The 14,999-nt window shown below is 71.1% G+C and carries 16 protein-coding genes; 10 read left to right on the top strand and 6 right to left on the bottom strand.

The window, feature by feature from the left end; translation table 11 throughout:
- The first annotated feature begins 10 nt into the window (after positions 1 to 10).
- Complete coding sequence (locus BCD49_RS36900) at positions 11 to 364, top strand: DoxX family protein (protein ID WP_007517254.1); 354 nt, start codon at positions 11 to 13, stop codon at positions 362 to 364.
- 149 nt (positions 365 to 513) lie between these two features.
- Here BCD49_RS36900 and BCD49_RS36895 read toward each other — a convergent pair whose 3' ends face one another.
- Positions 514 to 1,530: a sigma-70 family RNA polymerase sigma factor gene (locus BCD49_RS36895; RefSeq protein ID WP_007517255.1), complete on the bottom strand. Its 1,017-nt coding sequence runs from the start codon at positions 1,528 to 1,530 to the stop codon at positions 514 to 516.
- 226 nt (positions 1,531 to 1,756) lie between these two features.
- Here BCD49_RS36895 and BCD49_RS36890 point away from each other — a divergent pair, with 226 nt between their 5' ends.
- The 3 genes from BCD49_RS36890 to BCD49_RS36880 all read left to right on the top strand — a co-directional run bounded on the left by BCD49_RS36890 (position 1,757) and on the right by BCD49_RS36880 (position 5,298).
- Positions 1,757 to 3,328: a DHA2 family efflux MFS transporter permease subunit gene (locus tag BCD49_RS36890; RefSeq protein ID WP_007517257.1), complete on the top strand. Its 1,572-nt coding sequence runs from the start codon at positions 1,757 to 1,759 to the stop codon at positions 3,326 to 3,328.
- Positions 3,321 to 4,070, top strand: coding sequence for an SDR family oxidoreductase (locus BCD49_RS36885; protein WP_007517259.1), 750 nt, complete (start codon positions 3,321 to 3,323; stop codon positions 4,068 to 4,070). Before BCD49_RS36890 ends, BCD49_RS36885 begins: the two co-directional genes overlap by 8 nt.
- A 91-nt stretch (positions 4,071 to 4,161) precedes the next feature.
- On the top strand, positions 4,162 to 5,298 hold the full coding sequence (locus tag BCD49_RS36880) for a hypothetical protein (protein WP_051466333.1): 1,137 nt from the start codon (positions 4,162 to 4,164) through the stop codon (positions 5,296 to 5,298).
- Positions 5,299 to 5,355: 57 nt separating this feature from the next.
- Here the strand turns inward: BCD49_RS36880 and BCD49_RS36875 are convergent, their stop codons facing one another.
- A complete protein-coding gene (locus BCD49_RS36875) occupies positions 5,356 to 5,922 on the bottom strand; it encodes a nucleoside deaminase (RefSeq protein ID WP_007517261.1) in 567 nt (188 codons plus the stop codon).
- 230 nt (positions 5,923 to 6,152) lie between these two features.
- Between BCD49_RS36875 and BCD49_RS36870 the strand changes: the two genes are divergently transcribed.
- Positions 6,153 to 7,160, top strand: a complete 1,008-nt coding sequence (locus BCD49_RS36870; RefSeq protein ID WP_232794103.1) for an antibiotic biosynthesis monooxygenase — start codon at positions 6,153 to 6,155, stop codon at positions 7,158 to 7,160.
- 52 nt (positions 7,161 to 7,212) lie between these two features.
- On the opposite strand, the gene BCD49_RS36865 is transcribed toward BCD49_RS36870, so the two are convergent.
- On the bottom strand, positions 7,213 to 8,049 hold the full coding sequence (locus BCD49_RS36865; RefSeq protein ID WP_083401926.1) for an acyl-CoA thioesterase: 837 nt from the start codon (positions 8,047 to 8,049) through the stop codon (positions 7,213 to 7,215).
- Between the two features lie 290 nt (positions 8,050 to 8,339).
- Positions 8,340 to 9,248: a LysR family transcriptional regulator gene (locus tag BCD49_RS36860; protein WP_071042441.1), complete on the bottom strand. Its 909-nt coding sequence runs from the start codon at positions 9,246 to 9,248 to the stop codon at positions 8,340 to 8,342.
- 102 nt (positions 9,249 to 9,350) lie between these two features.
- On the opposite strand from BCD49_RS36860, the gene BCD49_RS36855 reads away from it, so the two are divergent.
- Entirely contained in the window at positions 9,351 to 9,713 is a 363-nt protein-coding gene (locus tag BCD49_RS36855; RefSeq protein ID WP_007517268.1) for a YybH family protein, read from the top strand.
- A 165-nt stretch (positions 9,714 to 9,878) separates the two neighbouring features.
- Here the strand turns inward: BCD49_RS36855 and BCD49_RS36850 are convergent, their stop codons facing one another.
- On the bottom strand, positions 9,879 to 10,322 hold the full coding sequence (locus BCD49_RS36850; protein ID WP_007517270.1) for a DUF2000 domain-containing protein: 444 nt from the start codon (positions 10,320 to 10,322) through the stop codon (positions 9,879 to 9,881).
- Positions 10,323 to 10,370: 48 nt separating this feature from the next.
- Between BCD49_RS36850 and BCD49_RS36845 the strand changes: the two genes are divergently transcribed.
- From BCD49_RS36845 to BCD49_RS44485, 3 genes are all read left to right on the top strand, one after another.
- Entirely contained in the window at positions 10,371 to 11,246 is an 876-nt protein-coding gene (locus tag BCD49_RS36845; RefSeq protein WP_007517271.1) for an AraC family transcriptional regulator, read from the top strand.
- 320 nt (positions 11,247 to 11,566) lie between these two features.
- A complete protein-coding gene (locus BCD49_RS44490) occupies positions 11,567 to 11,875 on the top strand; it encodes a carbonic anhydrase (RefSeq protein WP_198536014.1) in 309 nt (102 codons plus the stop codon).
- Positions 11,872 to 12,102: a hypothetical protein gene (locus BCD49_RS44485; RefSeq protein ID WP_198939481.1), complete on the top strand. Its 231-nt coding sequence runs from the start codon at positions 11,872 to 11,874 to the stop codon at positions 12,100 to 12,102. The genes BCD49_RS44490 and BCD49_RS44485 overlap by 4 nt, the downstream gene beginning before the upstream one ends.
- 444 nt (positions 12,103 to 12,546) lie before the next feature.
- Here the strand turns inward: BCD49_RS44485 and BCD49_RS36835 are convergent, their stop codons facing one another.
- Positions 12,547 to 14,025, bottom strand: coding sequence for a VWA domain-containing protein (locus BCD49_RS36835; protein WP_007517273.1), 1,479 nt, complete (start codon positions 14,023 to 14,025; stop codon positions 12,547 to 12,549).
- Positions 14,026 to 14,414: 389 nt separating this feature from the next.
- Here BCD49_RS36835 and BCD49_RS36830 point away from each other — a divergent pair.
- On the top strand, positions 14,415 to 14,999 hold a 585-nt coding region (locus tag BCD49_RS36830), incomplete at its 3' end, for a toll/interleukin-1 receptor domain-containing protein (RefSeq protein ID WP_442960540.1).

Genomic DNA, 14,999 nt, shown 5'->3' with positions numbered 1-14,999 from the left:
AGGGTCTTCCATGTTCGTTCTCACCGCCGTGCTGTCCGTGCTTCTCGCCGCCGTGATGGCACAGTCCACGGTCCGCAAGGCCAATCCAGACAAGCAGACGTTGCTGCTGCGTGACCGCCTCGGCGTGTCGCCGCGGTTGTGGACCGCGGTCGGTCTCCCGGAGGCATTCGCCGCCGTCGGCCTGGTGGCCGGGTTGTGGCGGGCGCCCCTCGGCATCGCCGCGGCCGTCGGCGCAGCGCTGCTCATGGCCGGCGCCGTCGTGTTGCACCTGCGGGCGCGGTTTCTGGGGGCGGCCCTGGCACCGCCGATCGCCGTAGGCGCGCTCGCCGTAGTCGTCGCGGTGCTGCGCGCCGTCACGGCCTGACCGATACCGCTGAGCGCGCCGAAGCGGGCGGCGACCTGTGGGATGTGAGGAGTGGGCACAGTCATCCACAGCAACGCCGGTCGGTCGGTGCCTCGAAGATCGGCCCGTGGCGCGGTGGTGCGGCTGGGTCAACGCTGGGTGAAGGCGCCCTAGTCGAGGGTTCGGGGCAGGCCGAAGTACGGGGCGACCGTCGTCTCGAAGCGGGTGAGCTCGCAGATCAGGTCACCGGCGACATCGATCACGATGATCCCGGCGAGGTGTAGGCCGCCGGTGACCGGATCGCGCAGGTACTCGCCCCACGCGGGCTGACCGTTCGCGCGCACAGGCACCAGGTGGTCGATCCGCCGCAGGCGGGAGCGGATGGCGGTGAAGAACTGGCGGATGGCCTCGTGGCCGCGGTACTCGAACGGCAGCGGCGGCATCCGCACCCAGGCGTCGTCCGTCATGAGCGCCACGAGCGCGTCGACGTCCAGGTCGGTGAAGGCGGCGACGAAGCGGTCGAGCAGCGCGCGTTCCTCGGGACTGCGCGGCGCCGGCGGCGGCGGGCCAGGCGAACGGGCCGGGTCCATCGTCGCGCGGGCGCGCCGCAGCGCGCTGGTGACCGCGTCGCCGGTGAGCCCGAGCAGGTCGGCGGTCTCGCTCGCGCGGTACCCGAGCACGTCTCGCAGGATCAGGACGGCCCGCTGGTTTGGCGGCAGCAGCTGGACGGCGGTGACGAACGCGAGCGAGACGGCCTCGCGGGAGGCGTACTGGGCTTCGGGTCCCGGCGCCTCGTCGGGCAGCCCCTCCAGCAGGGCGTCCGGATACGGCTGCAGCCATGGGACCTCACCCAGGTGCGTCGGCTCCGGACCCAGGTGGGTCGGCTCGGGCGGTGGCGCGGGCAGCGGCGACGTGGTCGTCGGCCGCCGCATGGACGAGCGCAGCAGGTTGAGGCACCGGTTGGTGGCGATCCGGTGCAGCCAGGTCCGCACCGACGATCGTCCTTCGAAGCCGGCCAGGCCGAGCCAGGCGGACAGCAGCGTCTCCTGCACCGCGTCCTGCGCGTCCTGAAGCGAACCGAGCATTCGGTAGCAGTGCACGGCCAGTTCGCCGCGGTAGGGCTCGACGAGGTCGGCGAACGCGTCGCGGTCACCGTCGCGGGCCCGCTGGAGCAGTTCCGCCGACATCTGCCACCTCCGTGTCTGCCACCGCCGTCTGGTCGCCTCTCCACCTACTGACACCGGGCGTGGGCGGAACTGGTCGCCGTCGGGCCGCCCAGTTTCCGGCGAGCGCCGGTTCTGTTCCTTCGAACGCATCCGCACCGACCGCGGACCGCAGCGCGACCTGGCGGCCCCGGCGGTCGACGGCGTGCGGACGCCCACGAGGGCGCGACCGAAGGGAAAACGACGCGACATGTCAGTGTCATCGACGACTACCGGGCCCGGCGCCGAGCCGGCCCCGGCTCCGGCTCCGGCCCCGGCTCCGGCTCCGGGTCCGGGCGTGGAGCCGGACCCAGGCCGGAGCGACCGGGCCCCGACCACCCGCACTGCTTCGACCGCACTGCCCGCCGAGCCGGGCGCCCAGCCGGCGCGCCGGGCCTGGACGCTGATCCTGGCCTCGCTCGGGGTGTTCATGACCGCGCTCGACACACTGGTGGTGGCCAACTCCCTGCCCGCGCTGCGGGCTAGCCTGCACGCCGATCTCGGCGACCTCGAATGGACGGTGAACGCCTACAACCTGGCGTTCGCGGTCGCGCTCCTGACCGGGGCCGCCCTCGGCGACCGGTACGGACGCAAGCGGACCTACTGGATCGGCCTGCTCGGGTTCACCCTTGCCTCCGCCGCGGCGGCGCTCTCACCGAGCGTCGGCGTGCTCATCGCGGCCCGCGGCGTGCAGGGCGTGGCGGCGGCGGCCGTCATGCCCATGACGCTGACCCTGATCAGCGAGGCCTTCCCGGCCGACCGGCGGGGCGCCGCGATCGGGCTGTGGGGCGGTATCACCGGGCTGGCGGTCGCGCTCGGGCCGGTCGTGGGCGGCGCCATCGTCGGCGGGATCAGCTGGCACTGGATCTTCTGGCTCAACGTCCCCGTCGGCCTGGCGCTGGTACCGCTGTCCATGGCACGCCTTACCGAGAGCTTCGGTCCCCGGTCGCAGCTCGACATCGTCGGGCTGGCGCTGGCCGCCGCCGGGTTCTTCGGCATCACCTGGGGCCTGATCCGCTCCAGCCGGGTCGGCTGGGACAGCGGACAGACCATCGGCGCGCTCGGAGCAGGCGTCGTCCTGGTCGCGGCGTTCGTGGTGTGGGAGCGGCGCACCGCGACGCCGATGCTGTCGGTGCGGTTGTTCCAGTCGCGGGCGTTCAACGCCGCCAACGGCGTCAGTTTCTTCATGTACGCGTCGCTGTTCGGCGTGCTGTTCCTGATGATGCAGTTTTTGCAGACCGGGCTCGGATACTCGCCGCTCGCGGCGGGCCTGCGGACCCTGCCGTGGACGGGCGCCCCGATGGTGGTCGCGCCCATCGCCGGCGCGCTGGCCGACCGGTTCGGGAACCGTCCCTTCCTGGTCGCGGGCCTGGCCCTGCAGGCCGCCGGGCTGGGCTGGATCGCCGCCATCGCCGAACCGGGGATGAGCTACCGGTGGCTGGCGGTGGCGCTCGGCGTCGCCGGCGTCGGGATATCGCTGTGCTTCCCGACCGTCGCGGGCGTGGTCGTCGGCTCGGTGCCCGCCTCGGAGATGGGCGTCGCGTCGGGCACCAACAGCGCGGTGCGCGAGATCGGCGGCGTGTTCGGGATCGCGATCCTGGCATCCGTCTTCGCGGGCTCCGGCGTCTACACGTCCACGCGGACGTTCGTCGACCACTTCACCGCGGCCCTGTGGATCGGGGCGGCGTTCTCCGCCGTCGGGATCATCGCCGCCGCGGCAGTCCCCGGTCGCCGCGACCTCACCGCGATCCCGACAGCATCGACCGGAGGAAGCCATGAGTGACCTGTCGGACCGGACCACGCTCGTCGTCGGCGCGAGCCGGGGCCTGGGACGGGGGATCGCCCGGGCCTTCGCCCAGGCGGGGGCCCCGACCGTCGCGGTCGCCCGCACCGGCGCGGCGCTGGCGGAGCTCGCCGCCACCGACGCCCGCATCCGGACCGAGGTCGCCGACGCAGCCGACGCCGCGGCGGCGGGGAGCCTCCTCGACCGCCACGAGCCGTCGATCGTCGTTCTGGTCGCCGGCGCCAGCCCGTTGATGCGTCCGCTGCACCACCAGACCTGGGAGACGTTCTCGGCCAACTGGCACACCGACGTCCGGATCGCGTTCCACTGGCTCCGGGAGGCGCTGCTCCGGCCGTTGCGGCCTGGTGCCACGGTGATCGTGGTCAGTAGCGGCGCCGCGATGGCCGGGTCCCCGCTCAGCGGCGGATATGCCGGTGCCAAGGCCACCCAGCGCCTGATCACCGGCTACGCGCGCGACGAGGCGGACCGCGCCGGTCTGGGAATCACCTTCACCGCGGTGCTTCCCCGGCTGACGCCACTGACCGACCTCGGGCGCCCCGCGGTCCGGGCCTACGCGGCGCGCGGTGGCCAGTCCGAGGATGACTACCTCCGCCAGCTGGGTGAGCCCCTCACCCCCGAGATCGCCGGGACCGCCCTGGTCGGCCTGGTGCGGGCCGACACCGCCACCGTCGCGCCCGGTTACCTGCTGACCGGCGACGGCCTGAGGGCGTTGGCTCCGTAGGCCGAGGGAATCCCGCGACGAAGCCGGCGAGCCAAAGGCCATAGGCCAAAGGCGCGGGTCGCGGTCGGCCGCGGTCTGAAAGGCTGGGGGAGTGTCCGTCGAGGCGATGCGGCGAGCGGTCGAGGCCGCGCTGGAACCCGTCCTTGGCGTGGTCGATGTGATGGTCGGGGAGCGGCTGAGAGGCAGCAACCGGAACCAGGTGTTGCGCGTGTCGGCTCAGGGCCGGGACGGCCGGTACCACCGGCTGGTGGTGAAGACGGCCGTGAGTGCGGGCGACGGCGCGGCTCGCGAGGAGGCGGCATTGCGGCTTCTTACGGCCCGCGCGGTTCCAGGGGCCGTGCGGCTACTGGCCGCCGGATCCGATCCGAGCTTGCTGGTCCTCGACGACCTCGGCACGGGACCGACGCTGGCCGACCGGCTGCTCGGTGCGACACCGCGCGCCGCCGAGACGTCCCTGCTCTCCTGGGCAGGGGCGCTCGGCTCGTTCCACGCCGATACCGCCGGGCTACGCGACTCCTTCGCCGAACAACTCGCCGCGCTGTCCCCGCTGGGAACGCCGAGCCTCGACACCTCGGCGGAGACGGTCGGCCAGACGGTGGCCGTGCTGCGTCGTGTGCTGCCCCGGCTCGACGTCGCCGCGAACCCGGCCGCCTGGGACGAGTTGCACGCGGTCGCCACCGGCCTCGACGTGTCGGATCCCGGTCGACCCGGCGCGATGACCCCGGGCGATATCTGCCCCGACAACGCCATCGTCACGACCGACGGCCCGGTACTGATCGATTTCGAGGGTGCCGAGTACCGGCACGTCGCCTGGGACGCCGCCTACCTGAGGGTGCCCTGGCCGTCGTGCTGGTGCGGCTGGCGGCTGCCCGCCCCGGTCGCCGCCACCGCGCTGGAGCACTGGCGCGCGGCGCTCGCGCCCACCCTGCCGGTCGTGACGACCTCCACCTTCGACCGCGACCTCGTCAAGGCCGCACTCACGTGGGTGTTCATCTCCGCCGGCTGGTTCCTCGAGGCCGCCCTCGACGGCGACCCGCGCCCGGCCGATCCCGCCCGCCATGACCTCGTCCCGACCCGCCGGGCCCTGCTGCAGCATCGCCTGCGGTGGGCCGCCGACCAGACGGACGCCCCGCTACCCGCCCTGCGCCAGCTCGCCGCCACACTCCATGCCGCGACCCTGCGCGAATGGGGCCCCGTGCCACTGCCGCTCGCCCCCGCCTTCCGCTGATCCTGTGGGGCGGGCCGGGGCCGCGCCGGCCTGTCGGGAACGTGCCCGGCGGTCCGGTCAGTACGGATGGCGGTCGGGCTTCTCGTTCCAGGTGGCGTACGCCTGTTCGCCCAGCTCGGGGCTGAGCTGTTCGACGTGGATCGAGCGGTCGTCGAGCGGCCGGCTGAAGTCCTCGTACTGGAAGGCGTCGCTGAAGCCGATTCCCTGGGTCGCGTCGAGGTCGCTGCTGAAATAGACGTCGTCGATCCGGGACCAGTAGATGGCGCTCATGCACATGGGGCACGGGATGCCGGCGGTGTAGAGCGAATAGCCGAGCAGCATCCGGGCCCGCTCGGGGACGAGGTCGGGGGAGCCTGGCGGCCGGGGGACGAGCTGAAGTGTCGTGCGGTTCTGCTCGTCCGGGCTGATCGTCGGGCCGTCCGGGTTGAGTACCTGGATCGCCTTGCGGATGCACTCGACCTCGGCATGCGCCGTGGGGTCGCCGGTCAGCAGGACACGGTTCTGGCCGCGAGCGATGATGTCACCGTCCTTGGCGATCACGGCACCGAACGGTCCGCCCCAGCCGTTCTGGACCGACTGGGTCGCCAGCCGCGCCGCCTCGCCCATCAATGCCCGCTTGTCCATTTCCGCCCTCATTTCCGCCGTCTGGTCGTACAGCCGTGCCGCCGCGTCGTACTACCGTGCCGCCGCGCGCCGGCGGCGTCTTTGCAATGTTCGGGTGTACCCATGTCCGCGTTGTTCCTAGCGTCGTTGTTCCTGGCGTCGTTCGCGGCGTCGGAGCGCTGAGAACGCAAAATGGTGAATAAGGGGTGGCGCGGTCGCCGGGCTCGTTTTGTCGGCCTACTCTCGGCGTGGTGGAGAACTCGCGGAACGGTCACATCGGTGTCGGTTCCGGCACCGGAGTCGGCACCGATGTCGATGGCGGCGCGGCGACCGCCGTCATGATCGTCGACGTGCGCGAAGGACGGGAACGCGACTATCTGCGCTGGCAGGAGCGAACAGACGACGCGGCTCGGCGGCGCCCCGGTTTCGAGGCCGCGGAGCTCTACCCACCCACGTCCGCAAATGACCGTTCCTGGGTCGCGGTGTTCCGGTTCGGGACCGTCACCCAGCTCCGCGACTGGCTGGCTTCGCCCGACCGCAGGCGCCTGCTCGACGAGGGCCGTGACCTGTTCAGCGGTCCGGGCAGGCAGGAGATCCTCGCGGGTGAGCCGCCCGACCGTGACATCGTGTCGGCGGTAGTCGCACACGACGTCCGCCCGGGCCACGAGAGGGCATTCCTCGCCTGGCAGGAGAAGGTGCGCAAGGTCCAGACCACCACGCCTGGATTCCTGGGCTACGAGTTGTTCCAGCCGGTTCGCGGCGTGCAGGAACGGTGGGTCGCCGTGTTCCGGTACGACTCGATGCGTCACCTGGAGGAATGGCTGGACTCCTCCACCCGGCGCCGCCTGATCGAGGACGGCCGCGACCATGTCAGCGGTTTCGACGTCCGGAAGGTGGGTTCCTCCTTCAGCGGCTGGTTCCGATTCGGCGACGCCAGCGGCCGGGCGGAGCAGCCGCCGAACTGGAAACAGGCGATGATGGTCCTGCTCGCGCTCTACCCGACGGTCATGGTAGTGACCGTCACCGTCGGCGATGCGCTGGCCGGCGGCGGTGTACCCGAATTCCTGGTCTTCTTCCTCGGCAACGTCCTGAGCGTCGCCGCACTGACCTGGATCCTCATGCCGCTGGTGAACCGGACATTCGCCTTCTGGCTGCTGCCCGGCGTGGCGAGGAGCCGGCGCAGGCAGGTTGTCGGCGCCGCCCTCGTGGTCGCCTGCTACGCGCTTTCGCTGCTGGTGTTCGGGTTGACCGTCGGCTGACGATCCCGCGGTCCCGCCGTCAGCGGTCCGCCGGATCGTCGGTGTTGGGCGCCTACAACCTTGGCCGGGAGCCGTCCACGGACGTCTGCATGGCACGGATCATGCTGTCCTGGACGAAGGACGCGACCAGGCGGCCGTCCTCGGTGAAGATGTCGCCGCGTCCGTAGGCACGTCCGCCGCCCGTGTATGAGCTGTGCAGCCGCGACAGCAACCAGCTGCCAGCGTCACACGCCTGGTGGAACGTGATGGTGTGGCTGATGACGCCGGTCGACAGCGTCACGTGACCCTGTGCCTGGCCGACCCCCTCGTGCGGGCGCATCGCCGTCCCGATCAGGAAGCTCTCGCTCGCGAACGCGATCAGCGCCTGACTCGTCCCGGGGTCGTCGGGGGCGTCGGCCCAGCGCGACCACACGTCGAGGTMAGGCGGGCCGACCAGGTCGGGGCTGTTGAGGTCGACATCGCCGACGATCACACTCTGCAGGCGACGGACCGCCTTCTCGGTGGGCGCGGGCGACGGCGCGGGCGTCGGGGTGTCGGCGTGCCGGATGAGGTCGGGCTCCTCGGCGGACAGCAGGACCATCGATCGGCTGCGCACCTTCTCGTCCTGGCTGAAAGTCACGGTGCTGCTCGCGAACGTCCGCCCGCCGTGCACGCGGTCGACGCTGATCTCCATGGGCCGGTCCGGGACCCCGCCGCGGGCGAAGACGGTGTGGACCGTCTTGACCGACTTCCCGTCCTGCCCGACCAGCGCGGCGATGATCGCCTGCGCCAGAATCTGCCCGCCGAAGACCACGCCCGTGCCGATCGGCAGGTTCTCCCCGCGATAGCGGTCGTCGGCGACCCGCGTGAGCGCCAACGTGTCGAGAACCGGGTCCAGATCGATCATCATGGCAGTTCCTCATTCGCGGGAGAAGGCCGCCGGACGGCGTACCACCACCCGCGGTGAGCAGGGCGGCAACGTCGTCCACGGGCCGGTCGCCGGCGGCGACGCGCAGTCGCATCGTAGGAGGAACCCGCCCACGCGCGCCGCCTTCGTCCGGCCGTGTGGCCTTCGTCAATTATTTGGCCTTGGTCCAACTAATCGGGCTGCGTCCAACCGTTGCCCTCGTCCAACCGTCCAGGCTGCGTCCGACCGTCTGGTCCTCGTCCGACCGTCGGCTGGTCCGGGCGGACCCGCCGTCAGGCCGGGCCTGGTCCCTGGTCGGCGAACGTCCGCCGGGTGTGCCCGACCAGCTCGCGCACCGCCGGACCGTGAGCCGTGCGCCAGACCAGGGACAGCAGGACGGGCGCCGGCGCGTCCTCGATGGTCAGCGCGGTGAGCTGATCCTGGTAGAACGCGGCCATCGAGTCGCTGAGGATCCCGACGGCGAGCCCGCGGACGGCGAGGCCGGCGATGGCGTCCGGCGCGCTCGCCTCCAACGCGACCCTGGCCTCGATCCGCTGCTCGGCGCGGGCCTGGTCGAACATCGTGCGCAGGCCTGTGCCGGGCGGCATGCACACGACCGGGTACGAGCACACCTCGCGCAGGGCGACGCCCGACCCCCGTGTCGCGCGCACTGCCAGCGGGTGACCGGCCGGGACGGTGGCCACGAGGCGGTCCCTGAAGATGGTGAACGCCTCCAGTCCCGGCGGTGTGGTGCCCGCGGTACCTACCAGGGCCAGGTCGAGCGTCCCGGTGCGGACTCCCTCGATGAGCTGGGTGGACCYGTCCTCCAGCAGTGCGAGCTCCACGCCGGGATGTGCCCGGTGGAAGGCGGCGAGGGCGTCGAACAGCGGCGCCAGCGTGCAGCCGGAGACCATGCCGACGGTGAGGTGCCCCCGGATCAGGTCGGTCACCTCGTCGACCGCCTCGTCGACCGCCGCCGCGGCGGCGAGCGCGGCGCGGGCGTGTTCCAGCGCGGCCTTGCCCGCGACGGTGAGGGTCGCGGCGCGCGCCGAGCGGTCGAACAGCTCGGCGCCGAGCTCGCGTTCGAGCTGGCGGATCTGGGCGCTGACGCCGGACTGGCTGATCCGTACCCGCTCGGCCGCGCGGGTGAAGTTCCGCTCCTCGGCGACCGCGACGAAGTACTCCAGCTGCCGCAGTTCCATGACTCCAGATTCTAGCTTCCAGAAGAATCATCTGTTGGACTTCTGGCTGGCAAGTGACCAGTCTGAGAGGCATACGAGCCGGACCCCTGGAAGGAGCGGAACATGCCCTACGAAAAGGCCATGCGGCCCGAGGACATCACCCGCCTGTTCGTCGAGCGGTCCAACGCCGGTGACGCGGCCGGAGTCGCCGAGCTCTACGAGGAGAACGCGGTGCTGGCCTACCCGCCGGGCGGCCAGACGGTGGGCCGGGAGGCGATCCGTGCGCTGTGGGCACAGGTGCTGGCCAACCGTCCTCGCTTCGAGCCGGAGGAGCCGCTGCCGACCCTGGTCAGCGGCGACATCGCCCTCACCTCGACGCCGCCCGGGGACGGGGCCGGCGCCCGGGCGCAGGTCGTCCGGCGCCAGCCCGACGGCAGCTGGCTGCGGGTGCTCGACCAGCCCGAGTTCGTCTCACCGACCCGCTGACCGCGTGACGGACCAGCCCTGGCCTCCAGGACGGTCCGGACTCCTCCACGGCCCGCCGCGCCAGACCGCCGGCGGCGTCAGCGTTTCCGAACCGCTCGGGGCTGTGGCCTTTCCGAACCGTTCGGGGCTGTATCCGCCGCTCGCGGTAGGTCGACCTGGCGTCGATCAGGTATGCAGGTGGGCTCCTTTGAGGATCTTGTCGACGGCGTTCCGCGGGCCGTGGACGGCGAGGCCCACCAGGTCGAGCCGATCGCGCAGGACCGCCCGCACTGCTGCCCTGTTGTCGCGGTCGTTCCCGGTCGCGAACAGATCGGAGGTGAAGACCGCCGGCGTGATGCCCCGTGCCAGCGCACGGGAATGCGCGGCCGTGATGGTCTCCTTCGACCCGGAGAAGACGAGGACTGGCTGGCGGAACATCGGCAGATACGGCGTGCCGTCGCCGTCGGCGTACGGCTCGCCCATCAGCTCCGGATTCGCGGCGGCGATGCCGCTGACGAGGAACGCGCATACGTTGAGCCGTTGCCAGGTCGCCAGATCATCGCGCACCACAACGGCGATCTTGGTGGTGAAGGGGACGGATCCGTCTGTTGACATGGGTGCAGGGGGCATGGGTGCAATCTGTCCGGCGCCGGCACGGGTGTCTTGTACGTTCTTGACATGGCCGCACGCTCGGACATCGCGGCGTGGCGGCCCTCGGTGAGCGGAATCGTCGAGGTCTTCCACGCCCGTTTCACCGAGCACGCGTATCCGTCGCACACCCATGACGCCTGGACCCTGCTCGTCATCGACGAAGGGGTTGTGCGGTACGACCTCGATCGGCGTGAGCACGGCGCGGTGCCCCCGTTCGTGACGCTGCTGCCGCCGGATGTCCCCCATGACGGTCGCTCGGTCCGTCCGGAGGGGTTTCGAAAGCGGGTCCTGTACCTGGACCGCGCTCTGCTCGACGATCGCCTGGTCGGCGCGGCGGTCGACGCCCCGAGCCTGCGGGACGCGGCGTTGCGCCACGGCGTCCACCAGTTGCACAACCTGCTCGCGCGTCCGCATGAGCTGCTCGAGGCGCAGAGCCGGCTCGCGCTGATCAGGGAGCGACTGCTGGGGCACCTGCGTCCTCGGCTCGGCGACCCGCCCGTCCGTCGGGACTCCGGGGTGGCCCGCCGCTTGCGGGACCTCCTGGACGGGAGCGTGCCGCGGGGCCTGTCGCTCGACGAGGCGGCCCAGGCCCTGAACGCCCACCCGGCACACCTCGTGCGCGCATTCCGGCGGGAGTACGGTCTGCCGCCGCACCAGTACCTGATCGGTCGCCGCCTCGACCTGGCCCGCCGCCTGCTCCTCGCCGGCCACCGCCCGGCGGAGGCGGCCACGATGGCTGGGTTCTACGACCAGTCCCACCTGACGCGCCACCTCACCCGCCTGGTGGGGACCGGGCCCGGGCGTTACGCCAGGGGAGTGGTACCGGAGCCGATCACCGGAACCGGCCGGGCGGAGTCCCGAGCGCTCCCACCCATGGACCCGCCGCGCCGAGCGGACGACTAGCGCCGCCTCGGCCACGTTCACCCCCGTGATCGCCGCGCACGTGTTGCCGTCGTCGCGAATGCGCCAAAATCACGACGCTGGCAACACGTCGCTGGCGATCAAGGGCGTGTGGCGGTCACCGACGGCCGAGCCCACGTGTCTCCGAGCTTGCCTACCGCCTGAAGGCAGGGGCCGCCGATATCGTCGCCGAACGTGGTCCTCCGGCGGCACCGATGTCCTGCCGGAGATCGGTGGGTGCTCGGTCTGATGGGTCCGCCGCGCACCGGCCGTAAGGAAGCCTCGGGGAACATCGAGCACCACACACCTGTGAGGGGCACGTCGTGACCGGCACCGCTGACCTGATCGGGCGCAACGCGGAGTTCGCCGCCAGCCGATTCTCGGCCAATCTGACCATAAACCCCAGCGGCAACCTGATGGTCGTCGGCTGCGTCGACCCGCGCGTCGACCCGACCCACGTGCTGGGCCTCGAGCAGGGCGAGGCCGCCGTGATCCGCAATGTCGGAGGGCGGATCACGCCGCGACACTCCGCACGATGGCGATGCTGGGAAAGGTCGGCCAGGCCAATGCGGAAAGCCGCCGCCCAGGGGACTGGAACCTGGTCATCCTGCATCACACCGACTGCGGGATGACGGATCTCGCCTCTTTCCCCGAACTGCTGGCCGGCTACTTCGAGATCCCGATCGATGAGCCAGGCGCCAAGGCCGTCAGCGACCCGTACGGCTCGGTACGAGTCGACGTCGGCGTCATCAGGCAGGAGGTCCGGAGCCCCGGCTACCTGGTGTCGGGCCTCGTCTACGACGTCTCGACCGGCCTGGTCGAATCCGTCGTCGCACCCACCCAGGTGCCCACCGGCTAGAAACGTCGGCGTCGAATTTCATGATCCGGTGAGATCCTCGGAGCCCTGGCACGCAAGAACGCAATCGCCCTGGGATCGTCTTGGCGATCGCGGAGTCAACCCCGCCTGGAGCCCGGCCCGGGCCCGGTCGGGGCGCCGCCCGGGCGCTCGGGCGGCTGGGTGCTCGTCCTGTCCGACGTCAGAGTCACGACCAGCGCCGTTTGGCGCCCCTGACGTCTGACGCGACGCCCGGGATTTCCCGGGCGCCCGGGCCGCCGCTCCGCTGCGCACGTCCATCCACCCATGGGTTGTGGCGGGCGGGAAGCCGGGATCCGCCCCACAACCCATGACCAGATCCGATGCGAGACCTGAGTAATTAGGGTTCCTCGCTCTGGCGCCGAGAATCCCGCCCGATCACCGGCGCCCACGCCCACGCGCATACGCCACGCCGCCGGAATTCGTACGTCATGCTGGAATACCAGCGACGCGGGCCGCCCGCAACCAGGTCGGAAACTCGCCGAGAAGTCTCCGGTAGAGCGTCTCGTCGTCGATCGCGTCGATGTCGTCGACGGCGAAGAAGCCCGCGTTGTCGACGACGCGGCCAGAGAGCGTGTCGAACTTCTCCAGGATTCCGTATTCGGCCTGCCCGAGGCCGACGAACTGCCAGAAGATCGGCAGATTCGATGTCTTCCGCAGCAGCTTCGCGATCTGCGCGCTATGGTAGATGCCACCGTCGGTGAGTATCAGAACGAGTGCGGGCGGTGGGGATGGGAGCCGCTGGTAATGCGCGACGATCCGCCTCATAATCCTTGGTTCCACATTCTCCTCGCCGAGGAGATACCACCTGGGTATCCGCCGGCCGGCGGCCCGCGCGGCGCGCTCGCGGGCGAGCGTCGCGTCCCTGCCGCCCTGTCCGGTCCCCGGGTAGGACATCCGGACATACAGCGGGATCCACTCGGCCAGCTGGTCGGCCCGCAGAGGTGGCAGCGCRAGTGGCATGGTCGCGTAGGACCAGACGTCGAGCGTCGCGTCGTCATCCATGGTCGCGGCGACGGCCGCCACCCGCTCCACGACGCGGGCGACGATGCCCGTCTGGTAATGCGTCGTCATCGAGCCGCTGGCGTCGAGCGCCAGCGCCACACGGGCCCGGTGTTCAGGGATGCCGTGCCCGGTCAGAACGGTGTGGACGGTCCTCTTGCGCAGATCGAGCCGGGTGCGCATGTCGAGGCCCGAACTCTCCGTCGACGGCGGGTCGGCCGCGGCGGCTGACCGCGGCGGCAGAACGGCCGCGGCGTGTGCGGACGCCGACGCCGCGGAAACCGCCGAAACCGACGCCGCGGAAACCGCGGACACCGACGCCGCGGACACCGTCACCGGAAACGGCGCGGCGGCGACGCCCACGTCCGCGGAGATGTCGATGCCGTAGTCGGTGGCCAGGCCCGCGAGGCCGGACGCGTAGCCCTGGCCCACCGCGCGGATCTTCCATGCACCGGACCGGCGGTAGATCTCGACGAGGATGAGGGCCCTTTCCGCGTCCAGCCGCGGCGGGGTGAAGCGGACAAGCTCCGTACCCGTGGCGAGGCCGGTGACCCGGGCCGACACGGTCAGCCCGCCGAACGTCAGGTGCGGGGTGGCGACGTCGACGGTGGCGGTGATGACGATCGACGCCACGTCGGCCGGCTGGCGGTTGATGTCGACGGTGACCGCCTCGCCCGCGCCGTCCGGCGTGCGGCCGCGGTGGCGGACCGACCCGTCAGGGCTGCTCGGCGCGTTGAAGAAGACCAGATCGGCGTCCTCGCGAGCCCTCCCGTTGGCGTCGAGCCGTAGCGCGCACACATCCAACGACGGGGACGGGCGTCCAGCGGCGTCGGCGGCGGGCCAGCTCACGATGATCTCGACATGCCGGTCACCGAGAACGGTGTTCGCGCCCTTGGCCAGTTCCACGCGGCCAGTATCGTGCGCCGGGTCCGATTCCGAATATCGCCAACATGACCTTCGGAGGTGCTGGCTCGACCGAGGTCCTTGACCTGGCAACGGGCCGGCGGCCGGCGAGACTTCACGGTTCCATGTTTGATCCCGGAAGATGCTCGACGTGCTGCCCTACTCGACAACTCGACCCCAGCCGCTATCACCGGCGGCCTCCCGTGCTGCCACCATCAGTTGGTGAGTTGCCGCCGCTGCGCCATGTCCTGTCTGGCGTCATGCGGTCCTGACGCGGTGCGAAGATCTGTGGTGTGGTGGATTTGGGGGCATCGCCGCGGGACGAGGGATGGGACTTCTTCGTCTCCTACACGAGCGTGGACCGTGGCTGGGCGGAGTGGGTGGCCTGGCAGTTGGAGGACGCCGGATACCGCGTTCTGATTCAGGCGTGGGACTTCGTTGCCGGCTCGAACTGGCGGTTCCGCATGGGCGAAGGCGTCCAACATTCCGAGCGGACGATCGCGATCCTGTCTGCCGCCTACCTGGACTCGATCTACGGCCGCCAGGAGTGGGAAGCCGCCCAGGCCGCCGACCCCAACGGCTTCGCCCGCAAACTGTTGCCGGTCCGTATCGAGGACTGCCCACGCCCGGGTCTGCTTGGCGTTGTCGTGTCCATCGACCTCTTCAACCGGAGCGCGGAGGACGCCCATCGGCACATTCTTGATCAGATTCGTGGCACCGTGACCGGCCGAGCCAAGCCCACTTCCGCTCCCGAGTTCCCMGTACCCRCACGCAGCGCCCCTCCCATCGACGCACCCGCCTTCCCCCGTCTCGCCCGACCAGCCCCCGAGCCGCTGTCAGCCAATCCCGAACCGATCCGCCGGCCCCTCATCGGTCACACCCTGCCCGTGCTGTCGGTGGCGTTCGCGGCGGATGGACGCACCCTCGCCACCGGTAGCGCCGACAAGACGGTGCGGCTCTGGGACGTCACCGACCCC

Origin of the sequence: Pseudofrankia sp. EUN1h, from assembly GCF_001854645.1 — a bacterium.
Classification (GTDB): domain Bacteria; phylum Actinomycetota; class Actinomycetes; order Frankiales; family Frankiaceae; genus Pseudofrankia; species Pseudofrankia saprophytica.
The sequence above is the reverse complement of the archived record's forward strand: the minus strand, read 5'-3'. Positions and strand labels throughout refer to the sequence as shown.